The sequence below is a fragment of the Citrobacter sp. Cpo071 genome (genome assembly GCF_030332765.1).
In the GTDB taxonomy this organism is placed as follows: Bacteria; Pseudomonadota; Gammaproteobacteria; order Enterobacterales; family Enterobacteriaceae; genus Citrobacter; species Citrobacter portucalensis.
The window spans coordinates 51328-73631 of record NZ_JAOWHE010000077.1 but is presented as its reverse complement, the minus strand read 5'-3'; the positions used below and the strand labels follow the sequence as shown (position 1 = coordinate 73631).

Annotated in this window: 22 protein-coding genes; 13 read left to right on the top strand and 9 right to left on the bottom strand. The window is 52.3% G+C overall.

Features of this window, described 5'->3' with window-relative positions; all coding sequences use genetic code 11:
• Positions 1-82: 82 nt before the first annotated feature.
• Both OGY09_RS09210 and OGY09_RS09205 read right to left on the bottom strand, forming a co-directional pair.
• On the bottom strand, positions 83-1219 hold the full coding sequence (locus tag OGY09_RS09210; RefSeq protein ID WP_008786454.1) for an HlyD family secretion protein: 1137 nt from the start codon (positions 1217-1219) through the stop codon (positions 83-85).
• A gap of 2 nt (positions 1220-1221) precedes the next feature.
• Positions 1222-1584 (bottom strand): DUF3302 domain-containing protein, encoded by a 363-nt coding sequence (locus OGY09_RS09205; protein WP_003827338.1) that lies wholly within the window; start codon positions 1582-1584, stop codon positions 1222-1224.
• A 531-nt stretch (positions 1585-2115) separates the two neighbouring features.
• Here OGY09_RS09205 and mtlA point away from each other — a divergent pair.
• The 3 genes from mtlA (at position 2116) to mtlR (ending at position 5893) form a co-directional block, all read left to right on the top strand.
• On the top strand, positions 2116-4029 hold the full coding sequence (mtlA, locus tag OGY09_RS09200) for a PTS mannitol transporter subunit IICBA (protein ID WP_286590351.1): 1914 nt from the start codon (positions 2116-2118) through the stop codon (positions 4027-4029).
• A gap of 128 nt (positions 4030-4157) precedes the next feature.
• Positions 4158-5306 (top strand): mannitol-1-phosphate 5-dehydrogenase, encoded by a 1149-nt coding sequence (gene mtlD / locus OGY09_RS09195; RefSeq protein WP_020996057.1) that lies wholly within the window; start codon positions 4158-4160, stop codon positions 5304-5306.
• Positions 5306-5893 (top strand): mannitol operon repressor MtlR, encoded by a 588-nt coding sequence (gene mtlR / locus OGY09_RS09190; protein WP_003024179.1) that lies wholly within the window; start codon positions 5306-5308, stop codon positions 5891-5893. Before mtlD ends, mtlR begins: the two co-directional genes overlap by 1 nt.
• Positions 5894-5905: 12 nt before the next feature.
• Here the strand turns inward: mtlR and OGY09_RS09185 are convergent, their stop codons facing one another.
• Complete coding sequence (locus tag OGY09_RS09185; RefSeq protein WP_032945348.1) at positions 5906-6112, bottom strand: hypothetical protein; 207 nt, start codon at positions 6110-6112, stop codon at positions 5906-5908.
• Positions 6113-6404: 292 nt separating this feature from the next.
• Here OGY09_RS09185 and OGY09_RS09180 point away from each other — a divergent pair, with 292 nt between their 5' ends.
• From OGY09_RS09180 to trmL, 6 genes are all read left to right on the top strand, one after another.
• Positions 6405-6767, top strand: coding sequence for a YibL family ribosome-associated protein (locus OGY09_RS09180; RefSeq protein ID WP_008786458.1), 363 nt, complete (start codon positions 6405-6407; stop codon positions 6765-6767).
• A 261-nt stretch (positions 6768-7028) separates the two neighbouring features.
• Positions 7029-8684, top strand: a complete 1656-nt coding sequence (gene lldP, locus OGY09_RS09175; RefSeq protein ID WP_032945350.1) for an L-lactate permease — start codon at positions 7029-7031, stop codon at positions 8682-8684.
• Positions 8681-9457, top strand: coding sequence for a transcriptional regulator LldR (gene lldR, locus OGY09_RS09170; protein ID WP_003024170.1), 777 nt, complete (start codon positions 8681-8683; stop codon positions 9455-9457). Before lldP ends, lldR begins: the two co-directional genes overlap by 4 nt.
• Positions 9454-10644, top strand: a complete 1191-nt coding sequence (gene lldD / locus OGY09_RS09165) for an FMN-dependent L-lactate dehydrogenase LldD (protein WP_032945351.1) — start codon at positions 9454-9456, stop codon at positions 10642-10644. Before lldR ends, lldD begins: the two co-directional genes overlap by 4 nt.
• A 197-nt stretch (positions 10645-10841) precedes the next feature.
• Positions 10842-12182: an MFS transporter gene (locus tag OGY09_RS09160; RefSeq protein ID WP_032945353.1), complete on the top strand. Its 1341-nt coding sequence runs from the start codon at positions 10842-10844 to the stop codon at positions 12180-12182.
• Between the two features lie 46 nt (positions 12183-12228).
• Positions 12229-12702, top strand: coding sequence for a tRNA (uridine(34)/cytosine(34)/5-carboxymethylaminomethyluridine(34)-2'-O)-methyltransferase TrmL (trmL, locus tag OGY09_RS09155; protein WP_032945354.1), 474 nt, complete (start codon positions 12229-12231; stop codon positions 12700-12702).
• 181 nt (positions 12703-12883) lie between these two features.
• Here the strand turns inward: trmL and cysE are convergent, their stop codons facing one another.
• The 5 genes from cysE to OGY09_RS09130 all read right to left on the bottom strand — a co-directional run bounded on the left by cysE (position 12884) and on the right by OGY09_RS09130 (position 16052).
• Complete coding sequence (gene cysE / locus OGY09_RS09150) at positions 12884-13705, bottom strand: serine O-acetyltransferase (protein ID WP_003024160.1); 822 nt, start codon at positions 13703-13705, stop codon at positions 12884-12886.
• 77 nt (positions 13706-13782) lie between these two features.
• Positions 13783-14802: an NAD(P)H-dependent glycerol-3-phosphate dehydrogenase gene (gpsA, locus tag OGY09_RS09145; protein WP_008786462.1), complete on the bottom strand. Its 1020-nt coding sequence runs from the start codon at positions 14800-14802 to the stop codon at positions 13783-13785.
• A complete protein-coding gene (secB, locus tag OGY09_RS09140; RefSeq protein WP_003024155.1) occupies positions 14802-15269 on the bottom strand; it encodes a protein-export chaperone SecB in 468 nt (155 codons plus the stop codon). The genes gpsA and secB overlap by 1 nt, the downstream gene beginning before the upstream one ends.
• A 46-nt stretch (positions 15270-15315) precedes the next feature.
• Positions 15316-15567 carry a glutaredoxin 3 gene (grxC, locus tag OGY09_RS09135; protein ID WP_032945356.1) on the bottom strand — a complete coding sequence of 84 codons (252 nt, stop codon included), beginning with the start codon at positions 15565-15567 and terminating at the stop codon, positions 15316-15318.
• Between the two features lie 53 nt (positions 15568-15620).
• Positions 15621-16052: a rhodanese-like domain-containing protein gene (locus tag OGY09_RS09130; protein WP_003024148.1), complete on the bottom strand. Its 432-nt coding sequence runs from the start codon at positions 16050-16052 to the stop codon at positions 15621-15623.
• A 249-nt stretch (positions 16053-16301) separates the two neighbouring features.
• Between OGY09_RS09130 and gpmM the strand changes: the two genes are divergently transcribed.
• Genes gpmM through OGY09_RS09115 form a run of 3 tightly spaced genes read left to right on the top strand, consistent with a single transcriptional unit; the run spans position 16302 to position 20078 of the window.
• Positions 16302-17846, top strand: coding sequence for a 2,3-bisphosphoglycerate-independent phosphoglycerate mutase (gpmM, locus tag OGY09_RS09125; protein WP_003827325.1), 1545 nt, complete (start codon positions 16302-16304; stop codon positions 17844-17846).
• A 33-nt stretch (positions 17847-17879) separates the two neighbouring features.
• A complete protein-coding gene (envC, locus tag OGY09_RS09120) occupies positions 17880-19139 on the top strand; it encodes a murein hydrolase activator EnvC (protein WP_231587333.1) in 1260 nt (419 codons plus the stop codon).
• A gap of 3 nt (positions 19140-19142) precedes the next feature.
• Complete coding sequence (locus OGY09_RS09115) at positions 19143-20078, top strand: divergent polysaccharide deacetylase family protein (RefSeq protein ID WP_032945360.1); 936 nt, start codon at positions 19143-19145, stop codon at positions 20076-20078.
• On the opposite strand, the gene OGY09_RS09110 is transcribed toward OGY09_RS09115, so the two are convergent.
• Positions 20079-21113: a glycosyltransferase gene (locus OGY09_RS09110; RefSeq protein ID WP_032945363.1), complete on the bottom strand. Its 1035-nt coding sequence runs from the start codon at positions 21111-21113 to the stop codon at positions 20079-20081.
• A gap of 484 nt (positions 21114-21597) precedes the next feature.
• Here OGY09_RS09110 and OGY09_RS09105 point away from each other — a divergent pair, with 484 nt between their 5' ends.
• Entirely contained in the window at positions 21598-22284 is a 687-nt protein-coding gene (locus OGY09_RS09105) for a lipopolysaccharide core heptose(II) kinase RfaY (protein ID WP_008786466.1), read from the top strand.
• Positions 22285-22304: the final 20 nt, after the last annotated feature.

The following is a 22304-nucleotide window of genomic DNA, read 5'->3' as shown; positions in this document are numbered from 1 at the left end:
CCAACAAAAAAGCGGTGCCCAACGATAGTGGGACACCGCTTAGTATGGCTCAGGTCACTGAAAATGGCAGGTGATGGCAGTCTCAATGATCCAAATAAAGGTAATGCATCCAACTGGTCATGCGCAGCAGTACTTTACGCATTACCGACACGTGGGCGAAATGGTCGGAATAGACTGCAACCTGAGCATAGATACCGTCCGGCAGCGCATCCACATCGGCATTCGGATCCAGCTCAATCGTGGCCAGCACGCCATCGGTACCCGGCACCACCGTTAAGGACTGTAATGCGCCCTGCGCCTGATAAGAACCGCCCGGAACGACCGGAAGAATACTGGTCAGCTTGCCGGTGAAAACCTGGCCAGGCAGCGCGTTAAACACCACTTCCGCTTCATCGCCTGGTTTAAGGCGCAGCAGCGAGTTCTGGCGAAATTGCGCCACGATTTGCCGTTTTTGTTCAGGAATAAATACCATAACTGGTCGCAGAGGCAACGCGGCGGCGTAAGTCCCCGGGCGAATGAGCACCTGCGTCACGTAACCGTTGCTGGGCGCACGAACTACCGTCTGTTCAAGATTGTATTTAGCCTCGGCAAGCTGAGCACGTAGGGACGCAACCTGAGATTGCTCACCGTTGACCATACTGTCTAACTGGCTCTGAATCTGCGTCTGTTCTGCAACCGAGCCTTTGACCAGCGCATCCTGTGCCAGATAGTTTTGCCGGGCGTTATCGATATCGCTTTCAGAGAACGGGTTAACCTTCGCCTGACTGCCTTTCAAATAGCGTTGATAATCTTTATACAGACGGTCACGTTCAGCAGATACACGGGTGGTATTGGCGACCGCTTCCGACAACTGTGCTTTCAGGTTGTCGATGTTGTGCGTAGCGGTAACCAGATCAGCCTGCAGCCTGTCGACACGCGCCTGATACCGTACCGGATCGAGCTTAAACAGCACATCGCCTTTTTTAATTAGCTGATTATTTTTATCCGTTACCTCACTAACAATTCCTGTGACTTGCGGAGTGACCGGAATTGAAATAACCGCTTTTTGCGCCGTAAAGGTATATGGGTGGTTATAGTTCATTAATAAAATCAATCCCGCAACAATGAACACCCCGCCTAATGCAGCGGTAGCAAGCGTCCATTGGTTTACCGGAATACGGAATATTTTAAAGATGGCCCAGGCAAAGGCCACATAGGTCAGGACTATCAACAAATCCATGATTAAATCTCCGGAAAGGTGGAGTTATCGGTTTTTTTCTCCCCATCCAGTCTTTTTTCCAACTGGGTGATTCGCGCTGCCAGCGCGGCAATCTCAGGGTCTGACTCCTTTCCGGTCGGTGTGATGTGTGACTGCATTCCCCATCCCTTTTCAGGCTGGTAGAGCGTGGCCCAGATCCACAGGAACGGCCAAATAACATGAAGAGTGAACAAGCTCACCCATCCTGCAGTATGGATGGCATCGGCATGGGGATGGTTGCGCTTCTTAGCCATGTTATAGGGGATATCGTGGATGGCGATGATTCCATAAAACAGAACCAGAAATACGAAAATCAGCACGCCCAACGCGAAATAATTTAGAAACATACCTGCCTCGAATTCACACTAATTAGAGTTTTTTTATGCCGGCAGCCGTATGCACCCTGGCTGATGTTTTGAACATAACTGGAGTTAAGGGTTTTTGCCATACCACAAAATAAATATTTTTTCTGGTGAGAAATTGCTTTGTTTTGCAATAAAAAATGTCGGGGGTAGAACCTGCCGCAGATCACATCTGATAAATTTCAGATGAAAATACTTTGCGATTCACATCACAAAAATCCAACAAACAAGGAAAGAAAAAATGTGAACCACTTCACATTTAATCCTCATTTTCAGCGAATTATTGCACTGCGATGTTTTTTTGTACGGGTATTTTGTGATGAAAATCACATTAACTAACGCCATACACCCTATATTTACGTGACGAATGTCACATAAAAGGCCGTCGACTGGACAGTTGAACGATTCAGTGCCAGATTTCGCAGTATCTACAGGGTCCGGCTACCTCCTGCCGCTACATTAACAAACCTCGGGCTTTCAGCCTGCGTGATAGCAAACATAAGAAGGGGTGTTTTTATGTCATCCGATATTAAGATCAAGGTGCAAAGCTTTGGTCGATTCCTCAGCAACATGGTGATGCCAAATATCGGCGCGTTTATCGCGTGGGGTATTATCACCGCATTATTCATTCCGACAGGGTGGTTGCCGAACGAAACGCTGGCGAAGCTGGTCGGCCCGATGATCACCTATCTGCTGCCGCTACTGATCGGTTATACCGGTGGTAAACTGGTTGGCGGCGAGCGTGGCGGCGTAGTTGGTGCAATCACCACCATGGGCGTTATCGTCGGTGCGGACATGCCAATGTTCCTCGGCGCGATGATTGCAGGTCCACTGGGCGGCTGGGCGATCAAACACTTCGACAACTGGGTAGACGGTAAGATCAAATCCGGTTTTGAGATGCTGGTGAATAACTTCTCCGCTGGCATCATCGGTATGATCCTCGCCATTCTGGCATTCCTCGGCATTGGCCCATTGGTTGAAGCACTGTCCAAAATTCTGGCGGCAGGCGTTAACTTCATGGTTGTCCATGACATGCTGCCGCTGGCGTCTATCTTCGTTGAACCGGCGAAAATCCTGTTCCTCAACAACGCCATTAACCACGGTATTTTCTCACCGCTGGGTATTCAGCAGTCCCATGAGATGGGCAAATCCATCTTCTTCCTGATTGAAGCTAACCCGGGTCCGGGTATGGGCGTCCTGCTGGCGTACATGTTCTTCGGTCACGGCAGCGCTAAGCAGTCTGCAGGCGGCGCGGCTATCATCCACTTCCTGGGTGGTATCCACGAAATTTACTTCCCGTACGTGCTGATGAACCCGCGCCTGATCCTGGCCGTTATTCTCGGCGGTATGACTGGCGTATTTACCCTGACTATCCTGAACGGCGGTCTGGTTTCTCCGGCGTCTCCGGGTTCTATCCTGGCCGTGCTGGCAATGACACCGAAGGGAGCTTACTTCGCTAACATCGCTGCTATCTGTGCGGCTATGGCAGTCTCCTTTGTGGTCTCAGCCATTCTGCTGAAAACCAGCAAAGTGAAAGAAGATGATGACATTGATGCCGCAACCCGTCGTATGCACGACATGAAAGCGGAATCCAAAGGCGCATCTCCGCTGGCGGCTGGCGACGTCACCAACGACCTGAGCCATGTGCGTAAAATCATCGTTGCCTGCGATGCCGGTATGGGTTCCAGTGCCATGGGTGCGGGCGTACTGCGTAAGAAAGTACAGGATGCAGGGCTGTCTCAGATTTCCGTCACTAACAGCGCGATTAATAATCTGCCGCCGGATGTGGATCTGGTCATTACCCACCGTGACCTGACCGAACGCGCGATGCGCCAGGTGCCTCAGGCACAGCACATTTCGCTGACCAACTTCCTCGACAGCGGTCTGTACTCCAACCTGACCGAACGTCTGGTCGCTGCGCAGCGCCACAACGTGAACGAGGAGAAAGTTCGCGACCACCTGAAAGACAGCTTTGAAGAGGGTGATACCCACCTGTTCAAACTGGGTGCGGAGAACATCTTCCTTGGCCGTAAAGCGGCTAACAAAGAAGAAGCGATTCGCTTTGCTGGTGAGCAACTGGTGAAAGGTGGTTACGTTGAGCCAGAATACGTCGAGGCGATGCTGGACCGCGAAAAACTGACCCCGACTTACCTGGGTGAGTCCATCGCAGTACCGCACGGTACGGTTGAAGCCAAAGACCGCGTGCTGAAAACCGGTGTGGTGTTCTGCCAGTACCCGGAAGGCGTTCGCTTCGGTGAAGAAGAAGACGATATTGCCCGTCTGGTTATTGGTATCGCAGCGCGTAACAACGAGCACATCCAGGTGATTACCAGCCTGACCAACGCTCTGGATGATGAATCCGTGATCGAACGTCTGGCCCATACCACCAGCGTGGATGAAGTTCTGGAACTGCTGGCAGGTCGTAAGTAAGCGTTATTGCCCGGTGGCGCTCACGCTTACCGGGCCTACAAAATCCTCTCCCTTGTGGAGAGGGTTAGGTTGAGGGAAAAGCCTCACCCCAGCCCTCTTGGGTAAAAACATTAATGAAGGTTAATACTATGAAAGCATTACATTTTGGCGCAGGTAATATCGGTCGTGGCTTTATCGGCAAACTGCTGGCGGACGCGGGGATACAGCTGACGTTCGCGGATGTAAATCAGGTCGTGCTCGATGCCCTGAATGCCCGTCATAGCTATCAGGTTCATGTCGTGGGTGAAAATGAGCAGGTTGATACCGTCTCCGGCGTCAACGCTGTAAGCAGCATCGGCGATGATGTTGTTGAACTGATTGCCCACGTAGATTTAGTCACTACCGCCGTCGGTCCGGTTGTACTTGAGCGTATCGCTCCAGCCATCGCCAAAGGACTGGTTAAACGCAAGGCGCAGGGCATCGCTACTCCACTAAATATCATCGCTTGTGAAAACATGGTGCGCGGAACGACCCAGTTGAAAGGCCATGTAATGAACGCGTTAGCAGATGAAGATAAAGCCTGGGTTGAAGAACATGTTGGCTTTGTCGATTCTGCCGTGGACCGCATTGTTCCGCCTTCAGCTTCAGCAACCAACGATCCGCTGGAAGTTACCGTCGAAACCTTCAGTGAGTGGATTGTCGACAAAACACAGTTCAAAGGTGAACTGCCAAATATCCCAGGAATGGAATTAACTGATAACCTGATGGCATTTGTCGAACGTAAACTCTTCACGCTGAACACCGGGCATGCTATAACCGCGTACCTCGGAAAATTGACCGGTCATCAGACCATCCGTGACGCGATTCTCGACGAGAAAATCCGCGCAGTGGTAAAAGGTGCGATGGAAGAGAGCGGCGCGGTACTGATCAAACGCTATGGCTTTGATGCAGCAAAACATGCGGCATACATTCAGAAAATCCTCGGTCGTTTTGAAAACCCGTATCTGAAAGATGACGTTGAGCGCGTGGGTCGTCAGCCGCTGCGTAAGCTGAGCGCAGGCGACCGCCTGATTAAACCGCTGCTGGGTACGCTGGAATATGGTTTGCCGCATGCGAATCTGGTTACCGGTATTGCGGCAGCGATGCACTATCGCAGCGAAGAAGATCCGCAGGCACAGGAACTGGCCGCGCTGATTGACGAAAAAGGTCCACAGGCCGCGCTGGCGCAAGTTTCCGGGCTGGATGCCAATAGTGATGTCGTGCTTGAGGCTGTTAACGCGTATAACGCAAAGAAATGATGCAGGACCTGGCGCAGGATATCCTGCGCCTGAATAATAGATTGTCAGATATGCAGGCAATAATGGAACAAACGCAGGCCTTTGAAAATCGTGTGCTTGAGCGTCTGAATGCTGGCAAAACCGTACGCAGCTTCCTCATCACCGCCGTAGAACTGCTCACCGAGGCGGTGAATATCCTTGTGCTTCAGGTATTTCGCAAAGACGACTATGCGGTGAAATACGCCGTAGAACCGCTGCTAGACGGCGACGGTCCGTTGGGCGATCTTTCCGTTCGTCTGAAGTTAATCTACGGCCTGGGCGTACTCAGTCGCCCGGAGTACGAAGATGCGGAGCTGCTGATGGCGCTGCGGGAGGAGCTGAATCACGACGGCAACGAATACGCATTCACCGACGACGAAATTCTTGGACCGTTTGGTGAACTTCACTGCGTGACGGCACTCCCGCCGCCACCCCAGTTTGATACCTCAGACTCTGGTTTGCATGCCATGCAGATCCAGCGTTACCAGCAGATGGTACGATCCACCATGGTCCTTTCCCTGACCGAGCTGATTTCTAAAATCAGCTTAAAAAAAGCCTTTCAAAAATAAGACGATGCTTGCTTATTTCTCTTCCTGCTGCGGTCGATACAGCTGCCGATAGTACGCCAGACGTTGCAGATACAGCTGCGCGTTTTCCTGCGGTATTTCTGAAGGGACAACGTTGCGCGGCGGTGTTTTATTCAAATATTCGCGAAAAGCCTGGCTTGAAGCCATAAAATCGACAGTTTTATCAATCAGGATTGAAACGTTCTCACCTATTTTCGCCATAATCTTCCCTCCTCCATGTATTAACCGCGCTCAGCCTGTGCGGTTGATCATTTAAGTTTAGGATCAGTTGGGTGTTTATATTGAGGAAAACGTGCTTCACCACGAACACGCCAATAAAAAGCACCACGGTCGATCTTATCGCTTAAAATTCCTTGTTAATCAATGTAATAACATTATCATTAGCTAATTAATACTTACGGTATTTGATTATTTATCTTCGAGCAGTTGTGAATAATCCCGCTCTGCGCGCATACTATAGGGCATTCATCCTATTTTTATCAGAAGCTATCCTATGAAAGAAGTCGAAAAAAACGAAATTAAACGCCTGAGCGATCGTCTGGACGCTATTCGCCACCAGCAGGCAGACCTGTCCCTGGTTGAAGCCGCCGACAAATACGCCGAGCTGGAAAAAGAGAAAGAAACTCTGGAAGCCGAGATCGCACGCCTGCGTGAAGTTCACGGCCAGAAACTGAGCAAAGAAGCGCAAAAGCTGACAAAACTTCCGTTCCGTCGGGCCATCACCAAAAAAGAGCAGGCTGACATGGGCAAACTGAAGAAAAGCGTGCGCGGCCTGATCGTCGTCCACCCGATGACCGAGCTTGGCCGTGAAATGGGCCTGAAAGAGATGACGGGCTTCGCGAAGAGCGAGTTCTAATCTCCCACCGGGCAACATCCGCTTGCCCGGTCCTTCATTCCCCCCTCAATTGGCCCTACCAATTTTAGCCAGATCCTACCAGCACCTCACATTTCATTAAAATGTACGTACAATACCGTTGCCAATAAATAACATTTGATTAACCATTCATTGTCATTACCCCTACACAACAATATTGGCAGGGCCACTTTTACACATAATGTGACGAAGATTTGAGCAAAGACTCATTCCATTATGTCAGCGGCCCCCAGGAGACCTGCAATGAATCTCTGGCAACAGAACTACGACCCGGCCGGTAATATCTGGCTTTCCAGCCTGATCGCATCGCTCCCTATCCTGTTCTTTTTCTTCGCCCTGATTAAGCTCAAGCTGAAAGGCTATGTTGCGGCGTCATGGACGGTGGTGATCGCTTTGTCGGTCGCCCTGCTGTTCTACAAAATGCCGGTCGATCACGCACTGGCATCCGTTGTGTACGGTTTCTTCTACGGTCTGTGGCCAATTGCCTGGATCATTATCGCCGCGGTATTCGTCTATAAAATCTCGGTGAAGACCGGGCAGTTCGACATCATCCGCTCATCAATACTCTCGATTACCCCAGACCAGCGTCTGCAAATGCTGATTGTTGGTTTCTCCTTTGGGGCATTCCTCGAAGGAGCGGCAGGCTTTGGCGCTCCGGTAGCGATTACCGCCGCACTGCTGGTTGGTCTTGGCTTTAACCCGCTGTATGCGGCAGGTTTGTGCCTGATCGTAAATACCGCGCCGGTCGCTTTTGGCGCAATGGGCATTCCGATTCTGGTCGCCGGTCAGGTTACCGGACTGGACAGCTTCGAGATTGGCCAGATGGTAGGTCGTCAGCTGCCGTTCCTGACCATTATCGTGCTGTTCTGGATTATGGCGATTATGGATGGCTGGCGTGGTGTCAAAGAAACCTGGCCTGCGGTGATGGTCGCTGGCGGCTCGTTTGCTATCGCACAGTACCTCAGCTCTAACTTTATCGGGCCGGAACTGCCGGATATCATCTCTTCTCTGGTCTCACTGGTGTGTCTGACGCTGTTCCTGAAACGCTGGCAGCCGGTACGTATCTTCCGTTTTGGCGATATGGGCGCTTCGCAGGTCGATATGGATCTGTCGCGCACCCGCTTCACCGCTGGACAGGTGGTACGCGCCTGGTCACCGTTCCTGTTCCTGACAGCTACCGTCACACTGTGGAGCATACCGCCGTTTAAAGCGCTGTTTGCGCCAGGCGGCGCGATGTACCACTGGGTGGTCAACATTCCGGTTCCGTTCCTCGACAAGCTGGTTGCCCGTATGCCGCCGGTCGTACACGAAGCCACGGCCTACGCGGCGGTGTACAAATTTGACTGGTTCTCCGCGACCGGTACCGCAATACTGTTTGCCGCCCTGCTATCTATCGTCTGGCTGAAGATGAAGCCATCTGCTGCGCTGCAGACCTTTGGTAGCACGCTGAAAGATCTGGCGCTGCCTATCTACTCCATCGGGATGGTGCTGGCGTTCGCGTTTATCTCTAACTACTCCGGGCTTTCATCCACCCTGGCACTGGCCCTGGCACATACCGGCAGCGCATTTACCTTCTTCTCGCCGTTCCTTGGCTGGCTGGGGGTATTCCTGACCGGGTCCGACACCTCATCAAACGCATTGTTCGCCGCCCTGCAGGCCACGGCCGCTCAGCAAATCGGCGTTTCTGATGTGCTGATGGTGGCCGCAAATACCACCGGCGGCGTGACCGGCAAAATGATCTCTCCACAATCTATCGCTATCGCCTGTGCGGCAGTGGGATTAGTGGGGAAAGAGTCTGATCTGTTCCGCTTTACCGTGAAGCACAGCCTGATTTTCACCTGCATGGTGGGTGTGATTACCACGCTGCAGGCCTATGTCTTAACCTGGATGATTCCATGATAGTGATGCCCAGACGCCTGTCAGACGAAGTCGCATCTCGTGTGCGGGCGCTGATTGAAGAACAACAGCTGGAGGCGGGCATGAAGTTGCCCGCTGAGCGCCAGCTGGCCGTACAGCTCGGCGTATCGCGCAACTCGCTGCGCGAGGCGCTGGCGAAACTGGTGAGCGAAGGCGTGTTGATTAGCCGTCGTGGCGGCGGGACGTTTATCCGCTGGCAGCATGAGGCATGGTCTGAACAAAACATCGTTCAGCCGCTGAAAACTCTACTGGCAGACGACCCTGATTACAGTTTCGATATTCTGGAAGCCCGCCACGCCATCGAAGCCAGCACCGCCTGGCATGCAGCTATGCGTGCCACTGCTGCCGACAAAGAGAAGATCAGACTCTGTTTCGAGGCCACACAAAGCGAAGATCCAGATCTCGCCTCGCAGGCAGACGTTCGCTTTCATCTCGCCATTGCGGAAGCCTCGCACAACGTGGTGCTGTTACAGACCATGCGCGGTTTCTTCGACGTATTACAGTCTTCGGTGAAACAGAGCCGTCAGCGTATGTACCTTGTGCCGCCCGTATTTTCGCAACTGACGGCGCAGCATCAGGCCGTCCTGGATGCGATTGTTGCCGGAGATGCCGACGGAGCGCGTAAAGCAATGATGGCGCACCTCAGTTTTGTCCACACCACGATTAAACGATTTGATGAAGATCAGGCCCGCCAGGCGCGTATCACGCGCCTACCCGGTGACCCTGGTGAGAATAGCAGGGAGAACAACACATGATTATTTCAGCAGCCAGCGACTATCGCGCCGCAGCCCAGCGCATCCTACCCCCCTTCTTGTTCCACTATATAGACGGAGGGGCGTATGCAGAGCACACTCTGCGCCGTAACGTGGCAGACCTGTCAGAGGTGGCGCTGCGCCAGCGCGTGCTGAAGAATATGTCCGACCTGAGCCTGGAGACAAAGCTGTTCAACGAAACGCTCTCCATGCCGGTGGCCCTTGCACCTGTCGGTCTGTGCGGCATGTACGCGCGCCGGGGCGAAGTTCAGGCCGCCGCCGCCGCTGATGCCAAAGGCATTCCGTTTACGCTTTCCACGGTATCCGTATGTCCGATTGAAGAAGTCGCCCCAACCATCAAACGTCCGATGTGGTTCCAGTTATATGTTCTGCGCGATCGTGGCTTTATGCGCAACGCGCTGGAGCGCGCCAAAGCGGCGGGCTGCTCTACGCTGGTCTTTACCGTCGATATGCCAACCCCTGGCGCACGCTACCGTGATGCCCATTCCGGGATGAGCGGCCCAAATGCCGCACTGCGCCGCTACTGGCAGGCAGTCACCCATCCACAGTGGGCATGGGACGTTGGCCTGAACGGTCGCCCACATGATTTAGGCAATATCTCGACTTATCTTGGTAAACCTACCGGTCTTGAGGATTACATCGGCTGGCTGGCGAATAACTTCGATCCGTCAATTTCCTGGAAAGACCTCGAGTGGATCCGCGAATTCTGGGACGGTCCGATGGTGATCAAAGGGATCCTCGATCCGGAAGATGCTCGTGATGCCGTACGCTTTGGTGCGGACGGCATCGTTGTCTCTAACCACGGTGGTCGCCAGTTAGACGGCGTGCTGTCTTCAGCTCGCGCGTTACCCGCTATTGCCGATGCGGTAAAAGGCGATATCACCATTCTGGCAGACAGTGGGATCCGCAACGGTCTGGACGTCGTACGTATGATTGCGCTGGGCGCGGATAGTGTTCTGCTGGGACGTGCTTATCTGTACGCGCTGGCCACCCACGGTCAGGCCGGGGTGGCGAATCTGCTGAATCTGATCGAGAAAGAGATGAAGGTGGCAATGACCCTTACCGGGGCGAAATCGATTAGCGAAATCAGCCGTGATTCGCTGGTACAGGAACTGGGTCAGAACCTGCCTGCTGCATTAGCGCCTCTGGCCCAGGGTAGCGCTGCGTAACACTCTCCCCCGTAAAATCGCGTTTTCTGCATGGTCGGCCTGTTCTCAGCCCGGCCATTTTTTATGCAAAAATAACGACCAGTTAACATTTACAACCAATATATTTGACAACTTTTTATCCACCTGCCAAATGTATATACAAGCTAATACAAGAGCGATTTATACAGATAACAACCATCATAACGGGCGAGGGTGACATGGCTTATTCCGGTAAAGTGAATATCCAGCAGGCGATAGATGACAGTCCTTTTTCGCGCTTCCATTGGGTCATTATTGTCCTGGGATTTCTGGTTTTAGCCATTGACGGCTTCGATACCGCGGCGATGGGTTATATTGCTCCCACGCTCTCAGCCGACTGGGGCATCAAGAAGCAAGATCTCGGACCGGTGTTAAGCGCCGCGCTATTAGGCCTGTCATTTGGCGCCCTGCTCGCCGGACCCATTTCCGATCGTATGGGCCGTAAGCGTGTCCTGGTATTTTCCTGTCTGTTCTTTGGCCTCGCCAGTCTGGGAACCGCCTATGCCCAGACCCTGAATATGCTCACATTTTGGCGTTTTCTCACTGGACTTGGACTTGGCGCGGCAATGCCCAACGCCATCACCCTGGTGTCAGAATTCGCCCCGAAACGTTGTCGTTCAATGGCGATTAACACCATGTACTGCGGCTTTCCGTTAGGCGCTGCGGGCGGCGGCGTAATCTCCTCCTGGCTTATTCCCAATTACGGCTGGCACAGTGTTCTGCTTGCCGGTGCGATCGCCCCGCTGGCCCTCACCGTACTGTTGGTGCTGTTCCTGCCGGAGTCGGTGAAGTATCTGGTTCACCGCGGTAAAGGGGTGGCACAGGTTAAACGCATTGCTCAACGTTTTATGTCGGGAAATCTGGAACAGGTTACTCAGTTTTATCTGGATGAAGACCGCGTCACGATCAAAAAAGGCAGCGTGGCGCAGCTATTCAGTATGCCCTGGCTGCCGGGCACGCTGATGCTCTGGACGACCTACTTTATGGGGCTGGTTATCTATTACGTGCTGCTGAGCTGGATGCCAACGCTGATGCTGGGCATGGGCTATCCGCTGGCTGAATCCGCCTGGCTGACGTCACTGTTTACCTTCGGCGGTACCGCAGGTATCCTGCTGGCCGGTTGGTTAATGGACCGTTGGGAAGCGCATAAAGTGGTATCACTCGGCTTTATGCTGACGATGCTGTTTGCCCTCGCTCTCGGGTTTGAACACAACCATATCATCCTGTTCGGCGCACTGATCTTCCTGATGGGGATTACCATGAACGGCGCGCAGTCCGGGCTACAGACGCTGGCTGCAACGTTTTATCCAACCCACTGCCGCGCAACGGGCATTGCCTGGATGCAGGGCGTGGGCCGCTTCGGCGGCGTAGCCGGAACGATGATGAGCGCCCAGTTGCTTTCCCTGCAATGGCAGGCAGACAGTATCTTAATGTTCCTCAGCCTTCCGGCTTTGGTCGCCGCTGCCGCGACGATTTACAAGCTGCAACGCTATAAACCGCACGCGCTGACCGTCGCATAGTACCGGCTCTTTCTGCTATTCTGCCCCCCGTACTTAAGGGGGCAGCATGCTAAACATCGTTTTATTCGAACCAGAAATCCCGCCAAATACCGGCAATATTATTCGCCTTTGCGCCAACACCGGCTTTCGTCTGCATATTATTGAGCCAATGGGCTTTACCTGGGACGACAAGCGCCTGCGTCGCGCGGGGCTGGATTACCATGAATTTGCCGCCGTGCAACGCCACCCTGATTACGCCGCCTTCGTCGCCGCAGAAAATCCGCAACGTCTGTTTGCCCTGACCACCAAAGGTACGCCAGCGCATAGCGCGGTAAGCTATCAGGATGGGGATTATCTGATGTTTGGCCCGGAAACTCGCGGTCTGCCAGCCAGCATCCTCGACGCGCTGCCTGCCGAACAAAAAATTCGTATTCCGATGATGCCGGACAGTCGCAGCATGAACCTGTCGAATGCGGTGTCGGTGGTGGTGTATGAGGCCTGGCGCCAGTTAGGTTATCCTGGCGCGGTATTGCGTAGTTGATTTTTGTCGGATGGCGGCTGACGCCTTATCCGACCTACGAAAGAATTTACCGTTATTTTTCGAGCGTTATCGGCGTAGTCAGGTTGGACACGGACTGCGCTTGCCGACCTGCGCGTACACGTAGTACGTGAGGATGGCGAGCACAGCCCGGGTTCAAGATGACAAGTAAGATAGCTCGAAATCAGATTCCATCGCCGTATTCGAAAGTATGATGAATCCCGTTGAAATGCTGATCCATATCCATAGACGGCTTATCGCTGTCTGGCTTACCGACGATGCGCGCCGGTACGCCTGCGGCGGTGGTATGCGGCGGTACGGGCTGTAGCACGACCGAACCTGCGCCAATCTTCGCGCCGCGTCCGACTTCAATGTTGCCGAGAATTTTTGCTCCCGCGCCAATCATCACCCCTTCACGAATTTTCGGGTGGCGGTCACCGCCGGCTTTACCGGTCCCACCCAGCGTGACGGATTGCAGAATAGAGACGTCGTTTTCAATCACCGCGGTTTCACCCACCACAATACCGGTGGCGTGATCGAGCATAATCCCACGGCCAATTTTTGCCGCCGGATGAATGTCTACCTGGAAGGTAACGGACACCTGATTTTGCAGGAAGATCGCCAGCGCCTGACGCCCCTGATGCCACAGCCAGTGACCGATACGGTAGGCCTGAAGCGCATGAAAGCCCTTCAGATACAGCAGTGGAGTGGAATATTTATCGACAGCCGGGTCACGCGTGCGTACTGCCTGAATATCGCAGGCCGCTGAGGCAATCATTTCAGGATCGGCCGCGTAGGCCTCTTCTACAACTTCGCGAATCGCAATGGCGGGCATGATTGGAGAAGCGAGTTTATTCGCCAGCATATAGCTTAGCGCACTGCCGAGATTTTCATGCTTGAGCAGCGTTGCGTGGTAAAAACTGGCCAGCATTGGCTCACATTCCGCCAGTGCCCGGGCTTCCGCTTTAATGTTTTTCCAGACGATATCCAGTTCTTCACACGGCATTGCGTACTCCAGAAGGTAGCAAAACGACCGATCCGTTCTTCGCGGATCGGGTCGTTATATTCAACAGTTCCTTACAGCTAGTGGCGACTCAGCTCGTCCTTGCGTGCACGGCCTAATAACGTCAATGCTGCCTCGCGCGCGTTTTTTCCGCAATACAATACTTGATAAATTTCCTCGGTTATTGGCATCTCAACACCAAAACGGTGCGCCAATTCACGAACTTCTTTCGTATTGCGATAGCCTTCAACCACTTGGCCAATCTTGTCCTGCGCACCCTGCACGTCCATCCCCTGGCCGAGCATCATGCCAAAACGACGGTTGCGCGACTGGTTGTCGGTACAGGTCAGCACAAGATCGCCTAAACCCGCCATCCCCATAAAGGTGGCAGGATCGGCCCCCAGCGCCGCACCAAGACGAGACATTTCGGTCAGCCCACGGGTGATCAACGCGGTTCGTGCATTCGCGCCAAAACCGATGCCGTCAGACATCCCCGCACCAATGGCAATGACGTTTTTCACCGCGCCGCCAAGCTGCACGCCAATGAAATCCGGGTTGCTATAAACGCGGAAGCTTTTGCCGCAGTGCAGCAACTGCTGGAGATCGTCAGCAAAAGTGTCGTCCGTCGAGGCCAGAGAAATCGCCGTCGGCATGCCCGCAGCCAGCTCTTTGGCGAACGTCGGGCCGGAAATAACCGCCAGTGGAATTGAGTCCCCCAGCGCTTCACGCGCGACGTCCTGCAGCAGACGCCCTGTTTCCGCTTCCAGACCTTTTGTCGCCCAGACCAGTCGTGCGTCAGGACGCATCAATGGTTTGATGTTACGCAGCACTTCGCCAAAGACGTGGCTCGGCACCACCACCAGAATATTACGACTGGCGGCCAGTGCAGTGGCTAAATCACTTTCCAGGCGCAGCGTGTCGGGAAAAGGCACATCAGGAAGGAACGCGACGTTGCAGCGATCGTGCTCGAGAGTCGCGATATGTTTAGGATCATGGCCCCACAGGACAACCTGATGGCCATTTCTTGCCAGGGTGATGGCAAGAGCGGTGCCGTACGAGCCGGCACCAATCACAGTCATTGAAGCATTACTTTGGTTCATCAGGCATCCTGATGTTCTTCAGTACCTTCGCCAGCCTGCTGCTGTAAATAGTTCATGAACAGCGCATCAAAGTTGACCGGCGCAAGGTTCAGTTGCGGGAACGTACCGCGTGAAACCAGGCTGGTGATGCATTCGCGGGCATACGGGAACAGAATGTTCGGGCAGTATGCGCCCAGGCAATGCGCCATCTGAGTCCCTTCGATACCACTGATGGAGAAAATACCGCCCTGCTGAACTTCGCACAGGAACGCAGTTTCTTCACCCAGGGAAGCCGTTACGGTGACACGCAGCACTACTTCATACACGTCATCTGCCAGTTGGGTAGATGCGGTATCAAGATCCAGTTTAACCTCTGGCTGCCAATCTTTCTGGAAAACATGCGGTGCATTTGGCGCTTCGAAAGACACATCCTTGGTATAAATACGTTGGATCTGGAAAGCCATTTCAGTGTTATTTTGTTCTGACATGTTGAGAAAACCCTTTAGTGTTGTCCTTTAAATACTTCGGTACGCCTTAACGCAGCAGTGGATCCAGTCCACCACGCGCATCCAACGCATACAAGTCGTCACAACCACCAATGTGCTGTGCATCAATAAAAATCTGCGGAACCGTAGTACGGCCACTGCGCTTGATCATTTCTTCACGCTTCACGGTATCACCGTCAATCGGAAGCTCCTGGAAACTCACACCTTTGCTGTTTAACAGCGCCTTTGCGCGATGGCAAAACGGGCAGGTTGCTTTGGTATAGATCTCAATATTGGCCATGACTTATTCTCCAGTGTTCTTTTTACCCTGCGGCATGAAAGAAGACGGGTAAATTACTTGCCGCGAACCAGTGGCAGATTCTCACCACTCCAGCCCGCTACGCCATCTTTCAGTACAGACACCTGCTCAAAACCGGCTTTGATCAGCGCAGTTGCTGAATCCTGGCACTGCATGCCTGAGCCATCAACCACAATAACAGGTTTGTTTTTGTGTTTTTCCAGTTCGCCAAAGTTGTTGGCTTTGATTTCGCTCGGCAGCAGGTTAGTGGAGCCAGCGATATGACCTTTGCGGAAGTCGTCGCGCTGACGTAAATCCACGACAACGGCGTCTTCTTTATTGATGAGACGTGTGGCTTCTCCGCGCGTAATCACCTTCACTTTGGAAGTCAGGCTCTTAAACGTGGTAAATAATACAGCCGCCAGTAACGCAATCCAGGCGATACTCAATACAGGGTGGCGACTAACAAATTGCATAATTTCTTGCATGGGGGGTAACAACTCCCGACTCAGTGATTAAAAAAACCAGGAAAGGAGTATACCTGCGCGTTGGCGCAAATACAGCCAGAGCGTGCATTGGATTGCATTTTTGCGGGGCGCTACGGAAAAAAAAACCTAAAACCGCGCCCTCTGTGGCGCGCTCTGGTCGATTATTTGATCTTCCGGGGCTACTTTATCGATTCAGCTGTAGTAAAATTACGCAATTATTTTTTATCTATTAAGTGTGAGGTTGTCGCAATGTCGGTTTCTAAAAAACCTATGGTACTGGTGATTCTGGATGGCTATGGCTATCGCGAAGACAGCCAGGATAACGCCATCTTTAATGCCAAAACCCCGGTAATGGATGCCCTGTGGGCAAAACGTCCGCATACCCTGATTGATGCGTCTGGCCTGGAAGTTGGCCTGCCCGATCGCCAGATGGGCAACTCCGAAGTCGGTCACGTCAACCTGGGCGCGGGCCGCATCGTGTATCAGGACCTGACCCGTCTGGATGTAGAAATTAAAGAGCGTACTTTCTTCGCTAACCCGGTACTGACCAATGCGGTCGACCAGGCAAAAAATAGCGGCAAAGCGGTTCACATCATGGGTCTGCTCTCTGCGGGCGGTGTTCACAGCCACGAAGATCACATCATGGCGATGGTAGAAATGGCTGCTGAACGCGGCGCGGAAAAAATCTATCTGCACGCTTTCCTTGATGGCCGCGATACCCCGCCGCGCAGCGCTGAACATTCACTGCAGAAATTCGAAGAGAAATTTGCCGCACTGGGCAAAGGCCGCGTAGCGTCCATCATCGGTCGTTACTACGCGATGGACCGTGACAACCGTTGGGATCGCGTTGAACAGGCTTATGACCTGATGACGTTGGCCAAAGGCGAGTTCCAGTTCGCTACGGCGGTTGAAGGCCTGCAGGCTGCTTATGCCCGCGACGAAAACGACGAATTCGTGAAAGCGACCGTGATCCGTGCTGAAGGCCAGGCTGAAGCCGCCATGGAAGACGGCGATACGCTGATTTTCATGAACTTCCGTGCTGACCGTGCGCGTGAAATCACTCGTGCGTTTGTTAACGCTGACTTCGACGGCTTCGCCCGTAAGAAAGTCGTTAACCTCAACTTTGTGATGCTGACCGAATACGCGGCCGACATCAAAACTGCGGTTGCTTACCCACCAGCATCTCTGGCTAACACCCTTGGCGAGTGGATGGCGAAGCACGACAAAACGCAGTTGCGTATTTCCGAAACCGAAAAATATGCGCACGTGACCTTCTTCTTCAACGGCGGCGTAGAAGAGCCGTTCAAAGGCGAAGACCGCATCCTGATCAACTCACCGAAAGTTGCGACCTACGATCTGCAGCCGGAGATGAGCTCTGCTGAGCTGACCGAAAAACTGGTTGCGGCGATTGAGAGCGGAAAATACGACACCATCATTTGTAACTACCCGAACGGCGACATGGTTGGTCATACCGGAGTGATGGAAGCAGCGGTTAAAGCGGTTGAAGCGCTGGATCACTGCGTTGAACAGGTCGCGAAAGCGGTTGAATCCGTTGGCGGCCAGTTGCTGATCACCGCGGACCACGGTAACGCAGAGCAGATGCGCGATCCGTCCACCGGTCAGGCGCACACTGCGCACACCAACCTGCCCGTTCCGCTGATTTATGTCGGTGGTAAGAACGTTAAAGCAGTCGAAGGCGGCAAACTTTCTGATATCGCCCCGACGATGCTGACGCTGATGGGTATGGAAATCCCGCAAGAGATGACTGGTAAGCCGCTGTTCATCGTGGAATAATCCCTCCCCATGAGGGGAAAGGCGATTAATACCATCACTCGGGCCGTGAAACCGCGTAAGTTTTCAGTCAGGCCCTTGTTCTACGCCAGCGCGCTTAGCGCTGGCGTATTGCTGTGCGCCTTTTCCGCCCACGCGGACGAACGCGACCAGCTCAAATCTATTCAGGCCGATATCGCGGCAAAAGAACGCGCGGTACGCCAACAGCAACAACAACGCGCCACCCTCCTCGCTCAGCTTAAAGCGCAGGAACAGGCCATCGCCGTTGCCGCAAGGCAGTTGCGCGAAACGCAAAACTCACTGGCGCAGCTGAATGCGCAAATCGCAGAGATGAACGCAGCACTCGCGAAGCTGGAAAAACAGCGGGCCGCGCAAGAACGCAGCCTGGCAGCCCAACTCGACGCAGCTTTTCGCCAGGGCGAACACACAGGCATTCAGCTCATTCTTAGCGGTGAAGAAAGCCAGCGTGGGCAACGCCTGCAGGCCTATTTCGGCTACCTGAACCAGGCGCGACAGGAAACCATCGCGCAGCTGAAACAAACCCGCGAAGAGGTCGACTCGCAAAAAGCCGAGCTGGAAGATAAGCAGAGCGAACAGCAGACGCTACTGTACGAACAGCGCGCTCAGCAGGCTAAGCTGGAACAGGCACGTAACGAACGCCAGAAAACACTTTCGAGTCTGGAATCATCGATTCAACAGGGTCAACAGCAACTGGGCGAAATGCGCGCCAACGAATCCCGTCTGCGCAACAGCATTGCCCGCGCCGAAGCCGCAGCCAAAGCGCGTGCGGAACGTGAAGCACGCGAGGCGCAGGCCGTACGTGATAAGCAGAAGGATGCGTCACGAAAAGGCTCAACCTATAAACCGACCGAAAGTGAAAAATCACTGATGTCGCGTACCGGCGGTTTGGGCTCGCCACGCGGTCAGGCATTCTGGCCCGTTCGTGGTCCAACGTTACATCGTTATGGCGAACAGCTGCAGGGTGAGCTACGTTGGAAAGGGATGGTTATTGGTGCATCCGAGGGCACCGAAGTTAAAGCCATTGCCGATGGTCGTGTCATTCTGGCGGACTGGCTGCAGGGCTATGGACTGGTGGTCGTCGTTGAACACGGTAAAGGCGATATGAGCCTGTACGGTTATAACCAGAGCGCACTGGTCAGCGTCGGTACGCAGGTTCGCGCCGGGCAGCCTATAGCACTTGTGGGTAGCAGCGGCGGTCAGGGCAGGCCGGCACTCTATTTCGAAATTCGTCGCCAGGGTCAGGCGGTCAATCCACAGCCGTGGTTGGGAAGATAAGTTTTGCCACAACAATTTCGTCGTCTACTACTCTCTCTCGTCAGTCTGCTGGCCTTCGCAACACCTGTATTTGCTGGCAAACTCGCCATCGTCATTGATGATTTCGGCTATCGCCCACACACTGAAAACCAGGTACTGGCGATGCCTTCTACCATCTCCGTTGCCGTTCTGCCTAACGCCCCACATGCGCGTGAAATGGCAATCAAAGCGCATAACAGCGGGCATGAAGTCTTGATCCATCTGCCAATGGCGCCGCTGAGCAAGCAGCCGTTAGAGAAAGACACGTTACGCCCTGAAATGAGCAGCGAAGAGATTGAGCGGATCATTCGCGACGCGGTAAGCAAAGTGCCGAATGCGGTCGGTCTGAACAACCATATGGGCAGCGCGATGACCTCCAGTCTTTTCGGCATGCAGAAGGTGATGCAGGCGCTGGAACGCTACGACCTCTACTTCCTGGACAGCATGACCATCGGTAACAGCCAGGCAATGCGCGCAGCGTCAGGCACCGGTGTGAAGGTCATCAAACGCAAAGTCTTCCTGGATGACACGCAAAATGAAGCCGATATTCGCCGTCAGTTTAATCGTGCCGTCGAGCTTGCACGCCGCAACGGTTCCGCAATCGCCATTGGCCACCCTCACCCGTCTACGGTTCGCGTCCTGCAGCAGATGCTGTATAGCCTGCCAGCCGACATCACGCTGGTTCGCCCAAGCAGCTTGCTCAATGAACCACAGGTGGATACCTCCAAGCCAAACCTCACGCCACCGAAGAACGGTACGCCTGATGCTCCGCGTAATCCTTTCCGCGGGGTGAAATTATGCAAACCGAAACAGCCGTTAGAGCCGGTGTACGCCAGCCGCTTCTTCAGCGTGCTCGGCGAAAGCATCACCCAAAGCACGCTGGTGCAGTATATGCGCCTGCAGTGGCAGGGCTGGCAATAATCAGTCTTTACTATCCAGCGTTAAATGGGCCAGGCGGCGCGGCGTCAATGATTTATCGCGCCACTGGCTAAAACGGATAGCCCACAACAGCACCTGATAACCCAGCTTAACGCTGCAGATATTACTCACCATACGCTTGAACATACCCGATACAAATACTTCAGCAATCATGCGCTGGCGGATCTGTGGATCGGGTTCTTTACGAATACAATGACATACTCGCAGTCCCTCATAAATCACTTGTTGCTTAAACTCAGGATGGATAGTGATGCGGTTAGCATAGCTATGATTAAGTTCGTCCAGCAGGCGAGTGATCTTTATATAGTGCCGTTGATAGTTTAAATTCGCTTCACCCTGCCGCTTCATGTGGCTAATTGAGCCATCGTGTTGGTAGTATTTATATAATGGTTTTTCCGTATATTTCACTCGAGTGGCATTAAACATAAACACCGTACTCCACATGACATCCTGATGATGTAACCCAGGGATAAATCTTATATTGTGTTCTTTAATGAGGTCATTTCTATATACCCCCATCCAGAGAACATGCGTCCAGCGGCGCGAAGCAAGCCCCATACGCAACCAGTCTGGGCCGGAGAGAATACCGGTAGAGCGCAGACGATCTGTTGGAATGGATACCCAGACTCGGGATGTTTCCCGCGAACTCCAGTCTGCGTTGCTTTGTACAACGTCAAGGTTGTCATGCAAGGCCATTCCCATCAATGTCTCATACATCTCCGGATAGACTTCATCATCGGCATCAACGAATGCGATGTAATCCCCCACAGCGACATCCAGGCCAAGGTTTCGCGCGACAGAGACACCCTGGTTGGCCTGATGCAGCAGCCGAACATGGGGATATTTTTCCGCATAGTATTGCGCAATATCGACTGAACAGTCCGTAGAACCATCATTTACAATAATGATTTCAAGATCTTTCCAGGTCTGCGCAATTAATGACTCCATACAGTCACGAAAGTAACTACCGGCATTATATAACGGGATAATAACGCTTAATTTATATTTACTTTTCATCGTAGGGTAATCATCTAATCTATGGGATTGTCGTTACTCTATCACCCGATTATTAAGATATTATTAAGGCTTAGCAAGAGGTACAATTTCCAGAGAAATAGGCCAGCATTCCTATAAATTTATATTAGCTAGATTGATAACCTATTTACTTACACGTCCGAGAAACAAAAAACAGCACAAATAGCTAACTTAGTTGTTACCTGTGTATGACAAAGGATTTTGTTATACTAACTTGATCTCTATCACAAAATGAACAGTGCAAATGTAATGATGACCAAAGCACTCTTACTACATTGATGCTTTAAGTCATGAAATTTTCATAACGTAAAGCAATTAATCAATTACTTTCAATTAGATAGAACATAACACTGTTTTTTGTGTGCCTTTTACATAAAAGCATGTATTAACTAACCACCGTCGATACAATTTTGTATAATACAGAGCATAACTATCCACAACAGATTAATATACGAAGGCGAATTTAATGAACATTAGTAAGGCTGAATTAAATGACTTTAATGTTTATTTCAAGAAAGAAAAAATTAATTTCCCTTTGTTGATGGAAAAAGTATCAAATAATGAAATAAAAGGGAAACAACTGAATGCTGAAAATGGCTTTCGCAGCGTCCATCTTGTCGAATATGAAAATAAAAAGTTTATTGTCAAGAACGACCGTGAAATAGACAATCGCTTTGAAAAAAAAGCGCTAAACTTTATTTCCGGGCCCTTTTATTCACATATGATTAAACGACTGGCACGCTTAACTCCAGAGCAACGCGCCTGTACTGCAGACCTGTACTACGTTGCCGAAAAATGTCACTTTCGTCAATGTGTTGAAGTGTCAACCGTGCATGAATACATTGATGGTAAACCCCTTGCCGATATCAATGAAAGTAATGCCGAAGAGGTGAAAGACTGTATTATTAAGCTTCACAATGCAGGTCTTGCATCGAATGATATTCACCCTGGGAATTTTATTAGAACGTCATCAGGTGAACTTAAAATTATCGATCTTTCATGCAAAGGCATTATGAAAATATGCCAGGCGAACGATATCCTCACGCTCCGGAATAAATACAATATCGATATTCAGGGTCATGGCTTCGTTTATAACCTGATTTTATTGAAAGAAAAGCTTCGCCGACTTTCACGAAAAATTCGCGGCAAGTAAAAAATAGCCAGATATTAATC